This window comes from Sphingomonas sp. GW821-FHT03E12, from assembly GCF_059420685.1.
The window spans coordinates 518,489-536,906 of the sequence record NZ_JBWKUF010000003.1; the positions used below are offsets into that span (position 1 = coordinate 518,489).

Below are 18,418 nucleotides of genomic sequence, written 5' to 3' on the forward strand. Positions count from 1 at the left end.
ATAGCGGCTCACCGCCCGGCGCGCAGCGCCTCGATCACCGCCCGCAGTCCGGCCGACAAATACTTCCGTGTCGGATAATAGAGGTACAGCCAGTCCTCCGGGACGATCCATTCGTCCAGGCACGCGATCAGCCGTCCGCTCTCGATATGGGCCCGCGCCCGCTCCTCCATGACATAGGCGAGAGCAACCCCTGCCAGCGCCGCCTCGATCATCAGCTCGTGATCGTGCAGCGCGAGCGGGCCCGAGGGTTCGACGTCGATCTCCTGTCCGTCCCGCGCGAACGACCAGGGATAGGCAATGCCGCTGGCGAACAGGTTGCGGATACAGCGGTGCGCGCTCAGCTCCCCCGGCTCGCGCGGGATCGGGTGCCGCTCGAAATAGGCAGGCGATCCCACCACTGCGAAGCGCAGCCGCGGGTTGATCCGCACCGCGGTCATTCCGTCGCGCAGGCTCTCGCCCAGCCGGATCCCGGCGTCGAACCCTTCCTCGACGATATCGACCAGCCGGTCGGTCGCGACGATCTCGAGCTGCAGATTGGGGTTCTGCTCGATCAGCGGACCGATCACCGGCCCCAGCACGAACGGCGCGATCGAATTGGGGGCGTTGATCCGCACCTTGCCGAACGGCGTGTCGCGATACTGGTTGAGCGCATCGAGCGCCGACCCGATCTCGCCGAACGCAGGCGAAAGCTGCGCCTGCAGCATCGCCCCGGCATCGGTCAGCGACACGCTGCGCGTCGTGCGGTTGAGCAGCCGGATGCCGACGCGCGCCTCCAGATTGCTCACCGCATGGCTGATCGCCGAGGCGGTGACCCCGCGCTCCTCGCTCGCCTTGCGGAAGCTGCGGTGCCGCGCGACCGCGTCGAAGGCCGCCAGTTCGGAAAGATCGGTCGCACGCATTACTGATTTTCACTCAGCATTGTTCGGAAAACTCATCGTCTAATCGACTCAATCGAAATGACGCAAATCCCTTTTCGTCAACCGGCGCCGGCCGGGAGCGAACCAGGGAGACCGACAATGACCCTCACCCAGACCCAGGCCGCGAAGCTTCTCGCCGCCGCCACCGCCCATGCCGAGACGCTCGGCGTTCCGGTCAACATCGCGCTGCTCGACGATGCCGCGCATCTCAAGGCTTTCCTCCGCATGGACGGCGCGGTGCTCGGCAGCATCGACGTCGCGCTGGGCAAGGCGCGCACCTCGGCCTTGTTCCGGATCAGCAGCTCATCCGTCTGGGACTATTGCCAGCCCGGCGCGCCCGCCCCGAACCTTCAGGCGAGCAATGGCGGGCTGATGCCCTTCCCCGGCGGCCTGCCGCTGATCGCCGCCGACGGCAGCTTCCTCGGCGCCATCGGCGTGTCGGGCGGCGCGCCATCGCAGGATCTCGAAATCGCCGAAGCCGCGGTCGCCGCGCTTCACCTCTGACCAACCCCGCGACCACTCAAACCCAAGGAGACCTATCATGACCACCAAGACCATCCTCATCACCGGTGCCGGCTCGGGCTTTGCCGAGGCTGCGGCAATCGGCATGGCCCAGGCCGGCCACAATATCATCGCCACCGCACAGATCTCGCCCCAGGTCGCCGCGCTGCGTGAGAAGGCCGCCGCGCTCGGCCTCGACAATCTCCGCGTCGAGAAGCTCGACCTGACCGACCCCTATGACATGGCATTCATCGCGAAACTCGATGTCGACGTGCTCTGGAACAACGCAGGCTATGGCGAGAGCGGCCCGGTGAGCGAGATCCCGCTCGACCTCGTCCGCAGGAACTATGAGGTCAACGTGTTCAAGCCGCTCGAGCTGACCCAGGCCTTCATCCGCAAGTGGATCGACCAGGGCAAGCAAGCGAAGATCGTCTTCACCTCCTCGATGGGCGGGCTGTTCACGCCGGCGGGCTGGGGCACCTATGTCTCGACCAAGCATGCGCTGGAATCGATCGCGGAGGCGATCGCCCAGGAAGTCGCGCCGTTCGGGATCAAGGTCCAGACGATCAACCCCGGCGCCTATTATACCGGCTTCAACGAGACGATGGCCGACACCGCCTTCCGCTGGCTCGATGCCGAGAAGAACTTCACCAAGCCGGCCGAACTGCGCGCCACCTTCGATGCGCTGCTCGCTTCGCCGATGGGCCATATGGATGCGCAGGAGATGATCGATCGCATGATCGCCATCGTCCCCGCCGATACCGGCAAGGTCCGCAACGTCAGCCCCAAGGCGGTCGAGGACATGCTCAAGGAAGCGCAGGCCGCCGCCTGGGAAGCCGAAATCTGAACCCTCATGGAGCGGCGGCGAACCCGCCGCTCCCCCTTCCTTCGGGAGAAGACCGATGACCGACACATTCTGGACCCGTTTCGCTGCCCGCACCGGACTCGCCTTCGCCGCTGCGGGCCTTGGCATCCTCGCTTTTGCCCCGCAGGCACAGGCGCAGAGCGCCGAAGCCAACGAGGCCGCGGTCGCGGCCAAGTTCGATGCCTGGGCCGCGGGCACCGGCAGTCCGTTCGACCTGCTCGCGGACGAAGCGAGCTGGACGATCGAGGGCAATTCCGCCGCCTCGCGCCGCTACCCGAGCAAGGCGGCGTTCATGGCCGAGGTGATCCGGCCGTTCAATGCGCGCATGGTCGCCGGCATCAAGCCTATGGTGCGCAGCATCACCGCCGAAGCCGACCGCGTCGTCATCTTCTTCGACGCCAGGGGCGAGGCTCGCGACGGCAAGCCGTACGTGAACACCTACGCCTGGTTCTTCCGCATGAGGGACGGCCGCGTGGTCGAAGCCAACGCCTTCTACGACTCGATCGCCTTCAACGATCTCTGGTCGCGCGTCGCGCCCTGACTGTCTCCTAGTGCCTCATCCGCCTGATGGTGCCTGCGGCGTAGCCGGAACACCATCACCGCCTGGATCGTCAGCCAGATCAGGCTTGCGGCAATATGGGCGACATTGGCGCCGACGACCCCCGCCAGTGGAAGCAGCGTCGCTGCGACCAGATAGAACACACCACTGGCCGTCATCGCCGCGATCAGGACGATGTCGGCGCGGCCCATTGCAAGCAGGCCCGATCGCAGGACGGAGCCGCACAGGATGAACGTCACTGCGACCATCTGAACGGTCAGGTAGGTGCCGGCCAGCCGAAATCCTTCGCCCGCCAGCAGGGCGATGGCCTCGCTCGCAAGCGCGAAAGTGCCCAGGATCATCAGGATGCCGCACGTCGCCAGCAGCGCTTCCGTCTGGAGGATCACCCGCTGAAACGCGCGGCGATCCGCACTTGCCCATAGCCGGGCCAGATCCGGATAGACGACGGTTTGAACATGCTGGGCAAGTTGCTGGGCAAGACGGGCAATCCGCTTCGCGAAAAAATAGAGCCCAGCCGATGCCGTGTCCACGAAATAGCCGACGAGCAGGGTATCAAGCTGCTGGATACTGGCCCACAGGCTGGACGAGAGGTTGGCGCTGAAACTGAAGCCGACAATTCCGGGAAACAATGCGCTGGCATCGCGCAACCTCCCCTGATCCAGCCGGTACAGATCGCGACGGCCCAGCTCGCGACAGGCCAGCCCCAGCATCAGCAGCACCCCGATGACTTCGGTAAGCGCCCAGATCGCCAGAAAGGCCAGCAGCCCCGCCTGCGCCACAAAGGCGATCGCGCAAAGTGCGAGCTTGATCGCTCCGACGGCCAGCTGGCTGTAGGCCAGAGCACCGATGCGCCCGCTCAACCGCATGACGGCGATCGGCATTCCGTTGATGTTGAACAGCAGGACGCTGGCGTAGATGAGCATCCCCTGAAAGGCTCGGCTATCCAGGCCGAACAGCTCCAGCGCGACAATCGCTCCGCACAAACCGATGAGCCATCCGGTCAGTGACGCCGCAAGATCGACGGCGAGGCCGTATTTGAGCAGCGCCAGATAGCTGCTTCGATCGGTTTCCGGGTGGAGCGCGGCACCGTAGCGGATGATCGGCTGCCAGATCTGGAAGTCGGCAAATCGTTTGATGAATGCGATGTACGAGACGATCATCGCGAGCGTTCCGTAGCTCTCGCCACCCAGCGCCCGCGCGGTAAGCACAAGCGTCGGAATGGCGATGACCGCACCTGCCATACCGCCGGTCAGAAGATGCGCGATCTTGCGGAAGCGCGAACCTGCGGAGTCCGGCTCAGCCTGCATCGGACACCGGGCCGCCCGTCACGACTGGTCATCCAGCTCGGGTTTGGCCAGTTCGCGTTGGGGTGGTCTCGAAATACGGACCGGCGCCCAGTTGCCGATGCGCAGCCCGCTGAGAAACGCCAATACTCCCGTAACGAACAAGGTGAAGGTGAGCGGGAGCGCCAGCAGCACGTCGGTCAGCCGCTGCCCTGGATTCTCCGCCCCCTCACCGCGATCGACCCCGAACAGGCCCAGGCCGTCCTCGACCGACCAGCCGGGCCACTCCCCGCCGGTTACCCATTCCCAGCACTCGATCAGCAAGATCCCCGGAGCAATGAGCGCCGCGACCAGCCCGAAACTGATCAGCGCCTCGGCGGCCAGTTGCCGGAAACGAGAACGGCTTGATTCACCCATGTTCTGCACGAGCGGAACGTTGGCATGCTGCGCGGATCGCGCCGGTCGCGCTGCAGCCAGATGCAGCGCGTCTCCCGCAAGCAGACGGCGCGCATTCTGGTTGAGCTGCCGGGCGCAGTAGTCATCGATCCACGCGATGGACTCGGCATCCAGATAGTCCCGGAACCCGCCGACCTTCCCGCGCCGCATTCTCGACGCATCGGCATTGGACCGGTCATACTCGCGGCCGGGCACGCCCTGCACCTGCTCCATGCGCCGAAGCCTTTCGAAGCTCGCCGCTTCGACGGCACGTTCCACCAGCGCACGATCCACAGGAAGGTTGAGGAACCGGAGCGTCGCGATCGTCTCTTCCACCGGTGCTTCGGTCAGCCGCTCATAGGCGATCACGCGGTGGGGATGCCACCGGATCGCCGTCCCCCACTCGTTCAGATATCGGATGAAGGCCGGCAAGCCGTGGCGATCGTCCGGCAGAAACTCCGCAATCCCGCCACCATAGCTTTGCTTGTGATATTTCAGGTGAAAATAGGAGGACACGACGACGTCGCGCGGATCTCTGACCATGAACAATATGGGGCAGCCGTCCGCTGCAAGCCGATGCGGCATCAAATGCGTCGCCGCGACGAGCGGAAGCCGCGCATCGGCTTCCCGGCGATAGAATGCAGGAACGCCACGAACAGGATCGAGATCGTAGTTCGGAACCAGCCCGAACATGGTTGTCAGATCCACACTCTCATTCTGCCGCAAACCGTTGATGTAGAACGCAAGAATGAACCGGTACCAGGTTCTTCCGCATTTGGGGTAAGAGGCAAGCAGGGTTACGCCGTCGCGCCTGACCCGCGACATTCCCGCTGCATTGGAAACATACCGGGCGGTGTATTTTGATATTCGCCGAATCATGGCACCGAACCTCCCCGAATACGGTAGGACGTGTGCAAGGCGCTGAAAAATAACTATCGGGATTACTTCAAAGGGTCAGACCCTGTTCAATCCGAACGGCAAGGCCGAAACCGGCGCAGGACAGAGGGAGCGCCTCTCTTCAATCCCGGCTTTCATCTGCCTCATACTCCCCGGCGGGACACTACACCGTCCCCGGCCCGCTGCCCGCCCTCTATCTTTTTCCGCAAAAATCTCTATGTGCGCCGCCGATCATGGCAACGCGACTTCCTGAAGCCCCCAAGGTGGGCATGGTGTCGCTCGGCTGTCCCAAGAATCTGGTCGACTCCGAGCGTATCCTGACCAAGCTCCGTTCCGACGGCTATGCCATGTCGGCCGACTATGCCGGCGCCGACGTGGTGCTGGTCAACACGTGCGGCTTCCTCGACAGCGCCAAGGAAGAGTCGCTGGAGGCGATCGGTGAGGCGATTGCCGAGAATGGCCGCGTCATCGTCACCGGTTGCATGGGCAAGGAGGCGGAGGTCATCCGCGCCCGTTTCCCCAACGTCCTCGCCGTCACCGGCGCGCATCAATATGAGGAAGTCGTCGGCGCGGTGCACGACGCGGCGCCGATGCCGCCCAACGCCTTCCTCAACCTGGTGCCCGACAGCGGCCTCAAGCTGACCCCGCGCCACTACAGCTATCTGAAGATCTCGGAGGGCTGCAACCACCGCTGCGCCTTCTGCATCATCCCCGCGCTGCGCGGCGATCTCGTCAGCCGCCGCCCCGACGCGATTTTGCGCGAAGCGGAAAAGCTGGTCGAGGCGGGCACGAAGGAGTTGCTGGTCATCAGCCAGGACACTTCGGCCTATGGCGTCGACATCCGCAAGGAACCGCGGATGTGGAAGGGTGAGGAGATCGTCCCCCACATGACCGACCTTGCCCGCGAGCTGGGCAAGATCGCGCCGTGGGTGCGCCTCCACTATGTCTACCCCTACCCCCATGTCGATCAGGTCATCCCGCTGATGGCCGAGGGGCTGATCCTCCCTTATCTCGACATCCCGTTCCAGCATGCCAGCCCCACGGTGCTGCGCACGATGAAGCGCCCGGCCAACGAAGCGAAGGTGCTGGAGCGGCTCAAGAACTGGCGCAGCATCGCGCCCGACATCACGATCCGTTCGACCTTCGTCGTCGGCTTCCCCGGCGAGACCGAGGATGATTTCCAGTATCTGCTCGACTGGCTCGACGAGGCGCAGCTCGATCGCGTCGGCGCGTTCCGCTTCGAGCCCGTCGAGGGTGCGGCCGCCAACGATCTGCCCGGCGCGGTGCCGGAAGAGGTCAAGGAAGAGCGCTACGCCCGGATCATGGAAAAGACCGCCGCGATCAGCGCCGCCAAGCTCCAGGCCAAGATCGGCCGGACGCTTGAGGTGATCGTCGACGAGGTCGAGGATGAGGGCGCGAACGCCCGCAGCCAGGCCGACGCGCCCGAGATCGACGGCACCGTTTTCCTTCGCGATGCCGGCCATCTGAAGCAGGGCGATATCGTCAAGGTCGAGATCGAGGACGCCGACGAGCACGATCTGTACGGCGTACCGCTGGCCTGATGCCTGCCCGCGCCGCTCTCGCCGCCGCCCTGTGGCTGGCGTTGAGCGGCACGCGGCAGGACGACGAGGTTCGCCGCACCCCGGTCGATCCGCTGACCATCGCCGACGATGATTTCGCCCGCCACCGCGACCTGGCGGAATGGCGCGGCTTGGCGGTCACCCAGATCGAGTTCCGCGAGGAACGCGGTGCCTGGCGCCTGTACCGCATCGCCAATGCGAAGAAGCCGCGCGGCCCTTTATGGTTCGTGCCCCACGATAACGAGAATGCCGGGTTCGAGGCAGCGCTGGCCGGGGTTCGCAAACATGGCGGCGTGGTGATCGCGATCGACTCGGGGATCGTCGAGGACGGCAAGCGCCGCAACGGCGCGGTCGACCGCGGTCGCCCGATCGATCCTAACCGCAATTTCCGCGACGGTTATCCGCGCTACGCCAATACCGTCCTCGCCGACTATCGCGGCGGTGCCCGTCCGATCATCGCGCTCCACACCAATTCGCCCGGCTTCGACACCTCGGCATCGAGCTGCAACCAATCCGACCGCCCCGGCCGGGGCGAAGTCTCGATCCGCTTCTGCGATGATGTGATGCAGCCATCCCCGTCGCGGAGCCGCGACTGGCCCTTCGACGATGACGATACGCTCGCCTATGTCCCCTGGCGCAGCGGCACATCGCCGGCGACTGCATGGTGTGGCCGGACGCTCGACAAGGCCGATTTCAACGTCGTGTTCGAGCGGGTCGGCGTGACCGATGGATCATTGTCCAACTACGCCCTGCTGCGCGGCCTCGACTATGTGAACTTCGAGACACGGGAACGCGGCCTCGACCCTGCAGCGCTGGCGGAGAGCCGCAACCGCCTCACCGCTATGGTCGATCGCGCGCTCACCCTCTGTCTTCGCCGATAGCGCTTGGCGGCCAAGCTCCGGAATGCTTAGATCATCGCAATGACCGACCTGTCCCCGCTGCTTCAGCCCGATCGCGGCCAGCCCGCACGCACCATCCACGTCGTCCACCCCGACAAATGGACGGAATGGCTCAAGGGTCAGCCGCCACGCGTCCGCACCGCGATCACCGCGAACAAGCTGGCAGGCAAGGCGGGCAACCGCGCCGTGTTGCCTGGCGACAAGGATGACGACTGGTCGATGCTGCTGGTGTGCGACGAGGCGGAGACTTCGCCCTACCGCATCGCATCGCTCGGCGAGCAACTGCCTGAGGGCACCTACCGTCTCGCTTCCGGCGAGCCGGGGGCCGCGATGCTCGGCTGGGTGCTCGCCCAGTATCGCTTCGACCGTTACCGCAAGGACGAAAACCCGACCGGTCCCCGCACCCTGCTGACCGGGGAGCCGGGCCGGATCGAGGAGACCCTTCGTCTGGCCGCCGCGACCTTCAAGGTGCGCGACCTGGTCAACACCGCCGCTGCCGATCTTGGCCCCGCCGAACTGGAGGCCGAAGCCGCCGCGCTCGCCAAGGCGCACAAGGCAACGCTCACCGTCACCCGCGGCGATGCCCTCGAGCAGGGCTATCCGATGATCCATGCCGTCGGCATGGCCGCCGCACGCGGCCGCGAGCCGCGGCTGATCGAGCTCGAATGGGGTGATCCCAAGCATCCTCGCATCGCACTGGTCGGCAAGGGCGTTTGCTTCGACACCGGCGGGCTCGATATCAAGCCGTCCGCCGGCATGCGGCTGATGAAGAAGGATATGGGCGGAGCCGCCCACGCACTGGCGCTGGCCGGTGTCATCATGGCCCAGCGCCTGCCCGTACGCCTCCACATGCTCGTTCCCGCGGTCGAGAATGCTGTCGCGGGCAATGCCTTCCGCCCCGGCGACGTGCTCAAGACCCGCAAGGGCCTGACGGTCGAGAACACCAATACCGACGCCGAGGGTCGCCTGATCCTCGGCGATGCGCTGGCCAAGGCAGTCGAATCGAAGCCCGAAATGATCCTCGACTTCGCCACCCTCACTGGCGCAGCCCGCGTCGCGCTGGGCCCGGACCTTCCCGCCCTGTTCGCCAACACCGACGCGCTGGCCGATGATCTGCTCGACCACGGTATCGCGCAGAAGGATCCGCTGTGGCGGCTCCCTTTGTGGGACGGCTATGACGAGATGCTCAAGTCCGACATCGCCGACATGATCAACGCCCCCGAAGGCCCCTTTGCCGGACCGATCACGGCCGCGCTGTTCCTTCGCCGTTTCGTGCCCAAGGAAATCGCCTGGGCGCATTTCGACCTGTTCGCGTGGCGTCCTGTGCCCAAGCCCGGCCGGCCCAAAGGCGGCGACGCGATGAGCCTCCGTGCAGTCTGGGCGATGCTCAAGGCGCGCTACGCAGCCTAGTCGAAATGCTCCATCCCGGGCGCATCGACCGTAACCCAGTCGAACTTGCGCTCTTCGTAGACCGAATAGAAGGGGGCGCTGAACGCGCGCGGATCCGCGAACGCACCAAGAGCGACCGCGATCACATCAGGCTGGCCATCGAAATGATACCAGACCGTCGATCCGCAGCGTTTGCAGAAGTGAAAGCTGCCGACGCCGCCTTCGTCTCCGGTCCGCTGCCACATCGCGGTCTCGCCCGAGGTGACGACGTCGGCGGCGGCAAAGCGCACCTGCGCGGCGAACGCGCTGCCGCTGCGCTGCTGGCATGCCAGACAGTGGCAGACCGAAATCCGCACAGGCTCCCCGGAGCATACTGCCTTCACCGCACCGCACCCACAGCTTGCCACCCGCATCACTCACGCTCCCATTGTTGTGCCCAACCCTAAGCAATATCGCGATTCCACGCCATTACCCGGCTCGACTTCGCCGCCACGGGACGCCAGAAAGGCGGCATGACGACGCTTCGTAACGGTGGCCGCATCCTGGTCGACAACCTCGTGGCCCAGGGCTGCGATCGTATTTTCCATGTTCCCGGCGAAAGCTTCCTTGCGGTGCTAGACGCGCTGCACGACGTACCCGAGATCGATCTCGTCACCTGCCGGCAAGAGGGTGGCGCCGCCTTCATGGCCTGCGCCGACGGCACGATGACGGGCAAGCCCGGCGTGTGCTTCGTCACCCGCGGTCCCGGCGCGACCAACGCCAGCATCGGCGTCCATGTCGCGATGCAGGATTCGCAGCCGATGCTGTTGTTCATCGGCGACGTCGACCGTTCGATGCGCGACCGCGAAGGTTTTCAGGAGGTCGACTTCCCCGCGATGTTCGCCCCGCTCGCCAAATGGGCGACGCGGATCGAGGATGCGCGCCGTATCCCCGAATATGTCGCCCGCGCCTGGAACGTCGCGATCAGCGGCCGCCCCGGTCCGGTGGTGATCGCGCTGCCTGAGGACATGCTGCTTGACGAGGTCGAGGCGGTGGATCGGCCGGTCTCGATCTCCTACCCGCTGATGCCCGACGTCAATGAAGAAGCGGCACACCAGATCATCGAGCGCATCCGCAGCGCAAAACGCCCGTTGGCGATCGTCGGCGGCGCCGGATGGGACGTTTCGACCGGCCTCCATTTCGCGGCCTTCGCCGAGCGTTGGGGAATTCCCGTGGCAGGCGCCTTCCGTCGTCAGGACGCGATCGCGAATACCTCTCCCGCCTGGGCCGGTAATCTCGGTTATGGTCCCAATCCCAAGCTCACCCAGCGCATCCGCGACGCCGATCTGCTGCTCGTCGTCGGCGCTCGGCTCGGTGAGGCGACCACCGACGGTTACACGCTCGTCACACCTGACCATCCCGGCCAGACGCTGATCCATGTCCACCCCGACCCGGAGGAGCTCAACCGCGTCTATCACGCCGATATGGCGGTGTGCTGCGACGTCGGAATCTTCGCCGACATGCTCTCCAGCCTGAAGCCGCTCGACACGCCCTTCACCGGCGCTGCCGAAGCCCATGCGGAGTGGCTCGACTGGTCGACGCCCAAGCCGCGCGAGGGCGTCACCCTCGACCTCGGCCAGTGCGTTGCCGCGATGCGCGAGCGGCTGGGACCGGACGATGCGATCATCTGCAACGGCGCAGGCAATTTCTCGGGCTGGTGGCACCGCTACTGGCATTATGGCGCCCAGCCCACCCAGCTCGCCCCCACCTCCGGTGCGATGGGTTACGGCACCCCGGCAGCGGTCGCAGCCGCGTTGCGCCGCAAGGACAGGCTGGCAGTCGCGCTCGCCGGCGATGGCGATTTCATGATGAACGGCCAGGAACTCGCCACCGCGATCCAGCATGATGCCAACATGCTCGTGCTGGTGATCGACAACGGCGCCTATGGCACGATCCGCATGCATCAGGAGCGCGAGTTCCCTGCCCGCCTGTCCGGCACCACGCTGCACAATCCGGATTTCGCCGCGCTCGCCCGCGCCTATGGCGGCTGGGCCGAGACCGTTCTGCGCACGGAGGACTTCGCCCCCGCGCTCGACCGCGCGCTCGCACAGACGGGAGTCCGCCTGCTGCACCTCAAGACCGATGTGGAGTTCATCACCCCCGGCACCACGATCACCGCGATCCGGGGATAAGGGGCGTCAGGCCGCGACCAGCGCCCGCTTCTCGGCGATCGCTTCCGTGACCGCCTCGCTTGCCCAGCGCTCGCACAGCCCGACCGAGCGCGCGAACGCCTTGACGAAGCCCTTGGCGTAGATCCGCCCGGGGATGATATCGAACTGCTCATCCTCGATCGCGTGAAGATAGCGGATCGGCACACGCGTCTGTGCGGCGATCTGCTCGATCGTCATTTCGCGCTCGCGACGCGCCTGTGCGAGGACGTAGCCCAGACTGCCGCGCGGTTCGACGCGCCACTCGCCTTGAGCGAAGGGAAGAACAGGATGTTCGGCAACGGTGTTGATCACGAGTCGAGCCCCCCGGATGGCTGACTTGCGCCGGGAAAAGCCCGGCCCGAAACAGGATAATGCACAACGAAAGTTAACGAGTCGAATCGGCCCGTCCATGAAAAAGGGCCGCTTCCCGCAGGAATCGGCTGAATCCTGCCTTTGCTGCGTCCCCGCATACTCATTTTGATCTTCGCTTGAATCTCGCCCATGATCGCGCCGCGCGCAATCGGATCGAGGTGGCTGGCCGATGAGCGATGCAGGGGTTCAGGAAGAGCGCGCGGAAAACCAGGACAGCACATGATGCCCGACCGGATAGCCGAACTCTATCAACGCCACGCACATGCCTTTGACGCCGCGCGCCGCCGCAATTTTCCCGAGCGCCTCTGGCTCGACCGTTTCATCCGCCATATCCCCAAGGATGGCGCATTGCTCGACCTGGGCTGCGGCGGCGGGGAACCGGTCGCGCGCTACCTGATCGACCGCGGCCTGCATGTCACCGGCGTCGATATCGCGCCCGCCATGATCCAGCTCGCCCGCACCCGCTTTCCGCGTCATCGCTGGTTCGAGGCGGACATGCGCAAGTTCGGCGCCGAATCCAACGCCTATGACGGCATCATCGCGTGGAGCAGCCTCTTCCACCTCGATGTCGAATGGCAGGAGAAGCTGATCCCGCGCATCGCCGTCTGGCTCAAGCGCGGCGGCGTCGCCCTGTTCAACACCGGTCCCGCGCACGGCACGGCAATCGGCGAGTTCGAGGGCGAGGAACTGTTCCACGCCAGCCTCGCTCCCGCCGAATATCGCGCCCTGTTCGCCAGCAGCGGCCTTGCCGTGATCGCCCACCGCATCGAGGATCCCGATTGCGGCGGCATGACCGTCTGGCTGGTGGGAAAGGCCTGATCGCCTAGGCGGCCAGCCGCTCCGCGATCTCGCGATAACGCGCGTCACGCTTGCGCTTCAGCAGCGCGATGGCCGTGTTTCCGTCGCGATCGGCGATATCGCCGCGCGCACCGTGGCGCACGAACATCTCGAAATGCGCCGGCGCGCTGGCCTTGCGAAGCATCAGATGCAACGCGGTCCGGCCGCCCGAGTCCACCGCATCCGGATTGGCGCCTCGCGCCAGCAGCGCTTCGGCCGCTTCGAACTTGCTCCACGAAATCGCGCCGATCAGCGGCGTCTCACCGCGTCCGGCGCCTTCCTCGATGTTCGCGCCATGGTCGAGCAACAGGTGGATCGCCACATTGTCCTCGTTCCACGCCGCCGCGAACAGGCAGAAGTCGGGATTGGCACCGCGCTTGAGCAGATGCGCGGCAAGCGCGAGATTTCGCCCGCGGCTGATCGCATGCCATAGCGGCGTCGCCTGCCACTCGCCCTCTGTGAACGCCGCATCGTCGATCTCAAGGCCAAGATCGAGCAGCACGTCCGCCAGCCGGATGCTGTCCGCCGGATCCGCGCCCGGCGGTGTCATGCATGCCAGATGCAGCCATCCCCGCCCCTTGTCGCCGCGCACCGCCAGCAGGTCGGGCCGCGCCGCCAGATCCTGAGCAACTTCCCGCCAGCGATGGTTCCGGACGCTCTCGATCAAGCTCGTCTTGGAAACCATCGCAGCCTCCGTTCTAGATCAGTCCCGCCAGCGGCGAGCTCGGATCGGCATAGCGCCTTTTGCCCATCCGCCCCGACAGATAGGCCAGCCTTCCGCTTTCGACCGCCAGCCGCATTGCACGCGCCATCAGGATCGGATCCTTCGCCTCGGCGATCGCGGTGTTCATCAGCACGCCGTCGCAGCCCAGTTCCATCGCCACCGCCGCGTCGCTCGCCGTACCGACGCCGGCATCGACCAGCACCGGCACCGTGGCACCCTCGACGATCAGGCGGATGGTGACGAGGTTCTGGATGCCCAGCCCCGATCCGATCGGCGCGCCCAGCGGCATGATCGCGACCGCGCCCGCATCCTCCAGCCGCTTCGCGGCGATCGGATCATCGACGCAATAGACCATCGGCTTGAAACCTTCATTGGCGAGAATCTCGGTCGCGCGCAGCGTCTCGACCATGTCGGGGTACAGCGTCTTGGCTTCGCCCAGCACCTCGAGCTTGACCAGCTCCCAGCCACCCGCCTCGCGCGCCAGGCGCAGCGTACGGATCGCGCTCTCCGCGTCGAAACATCCCGCGGTGTTGGGCAGATAGGTGATCTTCTTGGGATCGATATAGTCGGTCAGCATCGGCGCGTTGGGATCGCTGACATTCACCCGGCGCACCGCCACCGTCACGATCTCGGCGCCCGAAGCCTCGACCGCCGCCGCATTCTGCTCGAAATCCTTGTACTTGCCGGTCCCGACGATCAGGCGCGAGCGGAAGGTCTTGCCCGCGACAGTCCAGCTGTCGTCGCTGACCGACGCTGCATGATCGCCACCGCCGACAAAATGCACGATCTCGATCTCGTCGCCATCCTCGACCAGCACCTGCGCCAGCGTCGACCGCGGCACAACCTCCAGATTGCGCTCGACCGCGACTTTCTCGGGCGCCAGCCCCAGCTCGCCCGCAAGCTGCGCGAGCGTGAGACCGCCCGCAACGCGGCGATGCTCGCCATTGACCGTGATGGTGATCGTGCCGTCGCTGTGAGTCTGCATGCTGGTCCTTTCGCCGGGGCGCGATATAGGGACTGGCGCAAAAGCTCAAATGCGGGAGTCGGCATGACGGATACGATTTACGTACTCAACGGGCCGAACCTGAACCTGCTCGGCACGCGCGAACCGGAAATCTACGGCTCGGACACGCTCGACGACATCGCCGGGATGCTCGAGGATCGCGGTCGCGAACTCGGCCTCACGATCGACATGCGCCAGTCGAATCACGAGGGTCACCTTGTCGACTGGATGCACGAGGCGCAGGCCCGCGACGCCAAGGCCGTGCTGCTCAACGCCGGCGCCTTCACGCACACATCGATCGCGCTGCACGACTGTATCAAGTCGATCCGCACCCCGGTGATCGAGGTGCATCTGTCGAACCCGCACGCCCGCGAGGAATTCCGTCATTTGAGCTATGTCGGCCGTGCCGCTAAAGGAACGATCGCCGGGTTCGGCGCGCTTTCGTATCTGCTTGCGCTTGAAGCCGCCGCGCGCCTCTGACGGCCAGGACCCGTTTGCAAGCGGGTTCATCTTCACTAAGAGGCGCGTTTCCAAGCAGGCCTAGATAAACTAAGTGGCCGCTCTGATTTTCGAGGTCGCATGAGCGAAGAGAACAAAAAGAACATGCACGTGGACATCGAGCTGGTGCGCCAGCTCGCCGCAGTGCTCGACGAAACCAACCTGACCGAAATCGAGGTCGAGGACGGCGACCGCAAGGTTCGCGTGGCGCGCAAGGTCAGCGCTGCGCCGGTTGCCTATGCCGCGCCCGCTCCGGTCGCCGCAGCGCCGCTCGCCGCCGCGCCGGCGTCGATGCCGTCGGACCCGGCGTCGATCACCCCAGCGCATGAGAATGCGGTCAAGTCGCCGATGGTCGGCACCGCCTATCTCGCGGCCGAGCCGGGCGCCAAGCCGTTCATCGCGGTGGGCAGCCAGGTCAAGGCCGGCGACACGCTGGTGATCGTCGAGGCGATGAAGGTGATGAACCCGATCGCCGCGCCGCATGGCGGCACGGTCAAGGCGATCCTGATCGAGAACGGCCAGCCGGTCGAGTTCGACCAGCCGCTCGTCGTGGTCGAGTAACGCACTTTGCCCGAGATCAAGAAGCTCCTGATCGCCAATCGCGGCGAGATCGCTTTGCGCATCCATCGCGCATGCCATGAAATGGGGATCAAGACGGTTGCGGTCCACTCGACCGCCGATGCGGACGCGATGCATGTCCGCCTCGCCGATCAGGCCGTCTGCATCGGGCCGCCCGCGGCGGCCGATTCGTACCTCAACATCCCCAACATCATCTCGGCCGCCGAAATCTCGGGCGCCGATGCGATCCATCCCGGCTATGGCTTCCTCTCGGAAAACGCCAAGTTCGCCGAGATCGTCGAGCTGCATAACCTGATCTTCGTCGGCCCGAAGCCCGAGCATATCCGGACCATGGGCGACAAGGTTGAGGCCAAGCGCACCGCCGGCGCGCTCGGCCTGCCGCTCGTCCCCGGCTCGGATGGCGCGATCAGCGACGTCGAGGAAGCCAAGAAGCTCGCGGCCGAGATCGGTTATCCGGTGATCATCAAGGCTGCGTCCGGCGGCGGCGGTCGCGGGATGAAGGTCTGCACCGACCCCGACCAGTTCGAGACGCTGATGCAGCAGGCGGGCAGCGAGGCGAAGGCCGCGTTCGGCGACGCCACCGTCTATCTCGAAAAATATCTCGGCAATCCGCGCCACATCGAAATCCAGGTGTTCGGCGACGGCAATGGCAATGCCATCCATCTGGGCGAGCGCGACTGCTCGCTCCAGCGCCGCCACCAGAAGGTGCTCGAAGAAGCCCCCTCCCCGGTCCTCTCGGCCGAGGAACGCGACCGCATCGGCGGCATCTGCGCCAAGGCGATGGCCGATATGGGCTATCGCGGCGCAGGCACGATCGAGTTCCTGTGGGAAAATGGCGAGTTCTACTTCATCGAGATGAACACGCGCCTCCAGGTCGAGCATCCGGTGACCGAAGCGATCACCGGCCTCGACCTCGTCCGCGAACAGATCCGCATCGCCGAGGGCCATCCGCTGACCCTGCGCCAGCAGGATGTCCAGTTCCGCGGCCACGCGATCGAATGCCGCATCAATGCGGAAGATCCGCGCACCTTCGCGCCCTCGCCGGGCCGGGTGAGCCAGTATCACGCGCCGGGCGGCATGAACGTCCGCGTCGATAGCGGGCTCTACTCGGGCTACAAGGTGCCGCCCTATTACGACAGCATGATCGCCAAGCTGATCGTCTATGGCACCACCCGCCAGGGCGCGCTCCGCCGCCTGCGCCGCGCACTCGAGGAATTCGTGATCGAGGGCGACGGGATGAAGACCACCATCCCGCTCCATCAGGCGCTGCTCGACGATCCGCAGTTCCAGCAGGGCGACTATACGATCAAGTGGCTCGAAGAGTGGCTCGCCAAGCAGGGCGACGCCGCGTGAATCCGGGGCGCCGGCTGCTCTTCGGGCCGGCGCTCGTTCTTCCGTTGCTTGCGACCGGTGCTTCCGCGCCGGATCCCGCGCAGACCCTTGCCGGGCGATATTACAAGCAATCGCAGCTTCATATCGTCGGTTATGAGTCGAAGCCGTACACCGGCGAAGACGTGGTCGAGATCGTCCCGATCGCCCCGCGCACCGCCTATGTTCGGGTGCATCTCGATTTCACCAATGCGCATTATTGTGCAATTTACGGTGTGGCCCGAGCCGAGGGCGACGCCCTCGTCTATCGCGATCCGCGCCCGGCCTTCCGCAACGATGGGCGTTGTGTGCTTACCATCCGGCACGCAGGCAGGTCATTGTCGATCGACGATGGCGAGTTGACGCGCTGCTCCCCCAACTACTGCGGGGTCCGCGGCACGCTGAGCGGGGTCACCCTGCCCTATGCCAGCAAGCGCCCGATCCGCTATCTGCCGCGCCTCAAGGCATCGCGTGAATATCGCAATGCGCTTGCTGAATGGCGCACCGGAAAGCCCGTCGAACCGTGAAGGCCGGGCGTCGACTAGGCATCGCCAGCCGGCAAGATCGCCCAGGGCCGCACCGGAAACGTCCCCATATGCCGCACCTTCGGCGGGACCGCAGAGAAGCGGAATCCGCTCGCCGGCAGATCGCTCAGCCGCGTCATATGCTCGACGATCGGTATGCCCGCGCCCAGCAACACGCTGTGGACCGGCCGCGTATTCGTTGAAACGTCGTCGATATTGAACGAATCGATCCCGACCAGCCGCGCGCCCTGATCGCGCAGATAGACCGCCGCCGCCTCGGTCAGATGCGGATGCCCCTCGAAATACTGGTCGGTGCGCCAGTGCCGGTCCCATCCTGTGTGCACCAGCACCGCCTTGTCGCGGACCTCGCTGGCGGCGAACGCCGCCCAGTCGATCGCCCGGTCCGCCGCGCCCTCCACGCGCACCACGACGCCCTCGCAATCCGCCACCCGCGCCAGCGGCAGGTCGGCCAGGTCATGCCCGTCGGCGTAGCGGTGATAGGGGGTGTCGAGATAGGTGCCGGTGTTGCCGACCATCTCGATCCGGCCGATCTGGAACTCGGTCCCCTCGGCATAGACGCCACGTGACGCCTCGCGCGACAGATGGTCGCAGATCAGCGGCGCGGGCAGGCCCTTGTAGGTGATCATCCCAGCCTCGATCACATGGCTGAGGTCGATCAGCCGCGCTGCCGGAGTGGCGGCCACAGCCGCCGCGAGTTCGCCACGCTTGTGGCGCTCCTCGATGATCCGCTTGTTGAGGATACGCACCTCGCCCACCATCAGCAGGCGCAGGTCGGCGATCACGTAACGGGCCAGCTCGGCGTCATCGATGTCGTCGCCCTCGATATCCAGCCGGAAATCCTGCCCCTGCACCCCGCCGCCATTGGTGAAGCTCACCTCGAAATCGAAGCACACCCGCTTTTCCGTCATCGCCACTCCCTCACCCACCTATCCGTAAAAGCGGTGCTGCCGCGCTCTTCCTATCCCAAAGCGCCGTTGC

At 65.5% G+C, this 18,418-nt stretch carries 20 protein-coding genes; 12 read left to right on the forward strand and 8 right to left on the reverse strand.

Translation table 11 applies throughout. The features are described from left to right. Positions 1 to 8: 8 nt before the first annotated feature. A complete protein-coding gene (locus AC07TU_RS12190; RefSeq protein ID WP_495188165.1) occupies positions 9 to 899 on the reverse strand; it encodes a LysR family transcriptional regulator in 891 nt (296 codons plus the stop codon). Between the two features lie 117 nt (positions 900 to 1,016). Between AC07TU_RS12190 and AC07TU_RS12195 the strand changes: the two genes are divergently transcribed. Genes AC07TU_RS12195 through AC07TU_RS12205 form a run of 3 tightly spaced genes read left to right on the forward strand, consistent with a single transcriptional unit; the run spans position 1,017 to position 2,824 of the window. Beyond that, a complete protein-coding gene (locus AC07TU_RS12195) occupies positions 1,017 to 1,421 on the forward strand; it encodes a GlcG/HbpS family heme-binding protein (protein ID WP_495188166.1) in 405 nt (134 codons plus the stop codon). A gap of 37 nt (positions 1,422 to 1,458) precedes the next feature. Next, a complete protein-coding gene (locus tag AC07TU_RS12200) occupies positions 1,459 to 2,265 on the forward strand; it encodes an SDR family oxidoreductase (protein WP_495188167.1) in 807 nt (268 codons plus the stop codon). A gap of 55 nt (positions 2,266 to 2,320) precedes the next feature. Continuing rightward, complete coding sequence (locus tag AC07TU_RS12205; protein WP_495188168.1) at positions 2,321 to 2,824, forward strand: nuclear transport factor 2 family protein; 504 nt, start codon at positions 2,321 to 2,323, stop codon at positions 2,822 to 2,824. On the opposite strand, the gene AC07TU_RS12210 is transcribed toward AC07TU_RS12205, so the two are convergent. Together AC07TU_RS12210 and AC07TU_RS12215 are read right to left on the reverse strand one after the other, a co-directional pair. Further along, positions 2,776 to 4,149 carry a lipopolysaccharide biosynthesis protein gene (locus AC07TU_RS12210; RefSeq protein WP_495188169.1) on the reverse strand — a complete coding sequence of 458 codons (1,374 nt, stop codon included), beginning with the start codon at positions 4,147 to 4,149 and terminating at the stop codon, positions 2,776 to 2,778. The two genes, AC07TU_RS12205 and AC07TU_RS12210, sit on opposite strands and share 49 nt — an antisense overlap. Positions 4,150 to 4,167: 18 nt before the next feature. Next, positions 4,168 to 5,439, reverse strand: a complete 1,272-nt coding sequence (locus tag AC07TU_RS12215) for a sulfotransferase domain-containing protein (protein WP_495188170.1) — start codon at positions 5,437 to 5,439, stop codon at positions 4,168 to 4,170. A gap of 251 nt (positions 5,440 to 5,690) precedes the next feature. On the opposite strand from AC07TU_RS12215, the gene rimO reads away from it, so the two are divergent. From rimO to AC07TU_RS12230, 3 genes are read left to right on the forward strand one after another with little or no spacing between them, the layout of a single operon-like run. Further along, positions 5,691 to 7,019 carry a 30S ribosomal protein S12 methylthiotransferase RimO gene (rimO, locus tag AC07TU_RS12220; RefSeq protein WP_495188171.1) on the forward strand — a complete coding sequence of 443 codons (1,329 nt, stop codon included), beginning with the start codon at positions 5,691 to 5,693 and terminating at the stop codon, positions 7,017 to 7,019. Further along, the gene (locus AC07TU_RS12225) at positions 7,019 to 7,918 is read left to right on the forward strand and encodes a hypothetical protein (protein WP_495188172.1); all 900 of its coding nucleotides are present in this window, start codon (positions 7,019 to 7,021) and stop codon (positions 7,916 to 7,918) included. The genes rimO and AC07TU_RS12225 overlap by 1 nt, the downstream gene beginning before the upstream one ends. Positions 7,919 to 7,957: 39 nt before the next feature. Beyond that, positions 7,958 to 9,346, forward strand: a complete 1,389-nt coding sequence (locus tag AC07TU_RS12230) for a leucyl aminopeptidase family protein (protein ID WP_495188173.1) — start codon at positions 7,958 to 7,960, stop codon at positions 9,344 to 9,346. Here the strand turns inward: AC07TU_RS12230 and AC07TU_RS12235 are convergent. Continuing rightward, entirely contained in the window at positions 9,343 to 9,738 is a 396-nt protein-coding gene (locus tag AC07TU_RS12235) for a GFA family protein (RefSeq protein ID WP_495188174.1), read from the reverse strand. The two genes, AC07TU_RS12230 and AC07TU_RS12235, sit on opposite strands and share 4 nt — an antisense overlap. Before the next feature lie 99 nt (positions 9,739 to 9,837). Between AC07TU_RS12235 and AC07TU_RS12240 the strand changes: the two genes are divergently transcribed. After that, positions 9,838 to 11,496, forward strand: a complete 1,659-nt coding sequence (locus AC07TU_RS12240) for a thiamine pyrophosphate-binding protein (RefSeq protein WP_495188175.1) — start codon at positions 9,838 to 9,840, stop codon at positions 11,494 to 11,496. 6 nt (positions 11,497 to 11,502) lie between these two features. On the opposite strand, the gene AC07TU_RS12245 is transcribed toward AC07TU_RS12240, so the two are convergent. After that, on the reverse strand, positions 11,503 to 11,826 hold the full coding sequence (locus AC07TU_RS12245) for a helix-turn-helix domain-containing protein (protein ID WP_495188176.1): 324 nt from the start codon (positions 11,824 to 11,826) through the stop codon (positions 11,503 to 11,505). Between the two features lie 282 nt (positions 11,827 to 12,108). On the opposite strand from AC07TU_RS12245, the gene AC07TU_RS12250 reads away from it, so the two are divergent. Beyond that, positions 12,109 to 12,705: a class I SAM-dependent DNA methyltransferase gene (locus AC07TU_RS12250; RefSeq protein ID WP_495188177.1), complete on the forward strand. Its 597-nt coding sequence runs from the start codon at positions 12,109 to 12,111 to the stop codon at positions 12,703 to 12,705. A 4-nt stretch (positions 12,706 to 12,709) separates the two neighbouring features. On the opposite strand, the gene AC07TU_RS12255 is transcribed toward AC07TU_RS12250, so the two are convergent. Then, positions 12,710 to 13,408 carry an ankyrin repeat domain-containing protein gene (locus tag AC07TU_RS12255; protein WP_495188178.1) on the reverse strand — a complete coding sequence of 233 codons (699 nt, stop codon included), beginning with the start codon at positions 13,406 to 13,408 and terminating at the stop codon, positions 12,710 to 12,712. A gap of 13 nt (positions 13,409 to 13,421) precedes the next feature. Then, entirely contained in the window at positions 13,422 to 14,432 is a 1,011-nt protein-coding gene (gene thiS / locus AC07TU_RS12260) for a sulfur carrier protein ThiS (RefSeq protein WP_495188179.1), read from the reverse strand. Between the two features lie 63 nt (positions 14,433 to 14,495). On the opposite strand from thiS, the gene aroQ reads away from it, so the two are divergent. From aroQ to AC07TU_RS12280, 4 genes are all read left to right on the forward strand, one after another. Continuing rightward, a complete protein-coding gene (aroQ, locus tag AC07TU_RS12265) occupies positions 14,496 to 14,930 on the forward strand; it encodes a type II 3-dehydroquinate dehydratase (protein ID WP_495188180.1) in 435 nt (144 codons plus the stop codon). Between the two features lie 99 nt (positions 14,931 to 15,029). After that, positions 15,030 to 15,509, forward strand: a complete 480-nt coding sequence (gene accB / locus AC07TU_RS12270) for an acetyl-CoA carboxylase biotin carboxyl carrier protein (protein ID WP_495188181.1) — start codon at positions 15,030 to 15,032, stop codon at positions 15,507 to 15,509. Positions 15,510 to 15,515: 6 nt separating this feature from the next. Next, complete coding sequence (gene accC / locus AC07TU_RS12275) at positions 15,516 to 16,880, forward strand: acetyl-CoA carboxylase biotin carboxylase subunit (protein WP_495188182.1); 1,365 nt, start codon at positions 15,516 to 15,518, stop codon at positions 16,878 to 16,880. After that, on the forward strand, positions 16,877 to 17,422 hold the full coding sequence (locus AC07TU_RS12280; RefSeq protein WP_495188183.1) for a hypothetical protein: 546 nt from the start codon (positions 16,877 to 16,879) through the stop codon (positions 17,420 to 17,422). The genes accC and AC07TU_RS12280 overlap by 4 nt, the downstream gene beginning before the upstream one ends. Positions 17,423 to 17,436: 14 nt before the next feature. Here the strand turns inward: AC07TU_RS12280 and AC07TU_RS12285 are convergent, their stop codons facing one another. Further along, a complete protein-coding gene (locus tag AC07TU_RS12285) occupies positions 17,437 to 18,348 on the reverse strand; it encodes a cyclase family protein (RefSeq protein WP_495188184.1) in 912 nt (303 codons plus the stop codon). Positions 18,349 to 18,418 lie beyond the last annotated feature (70 nt).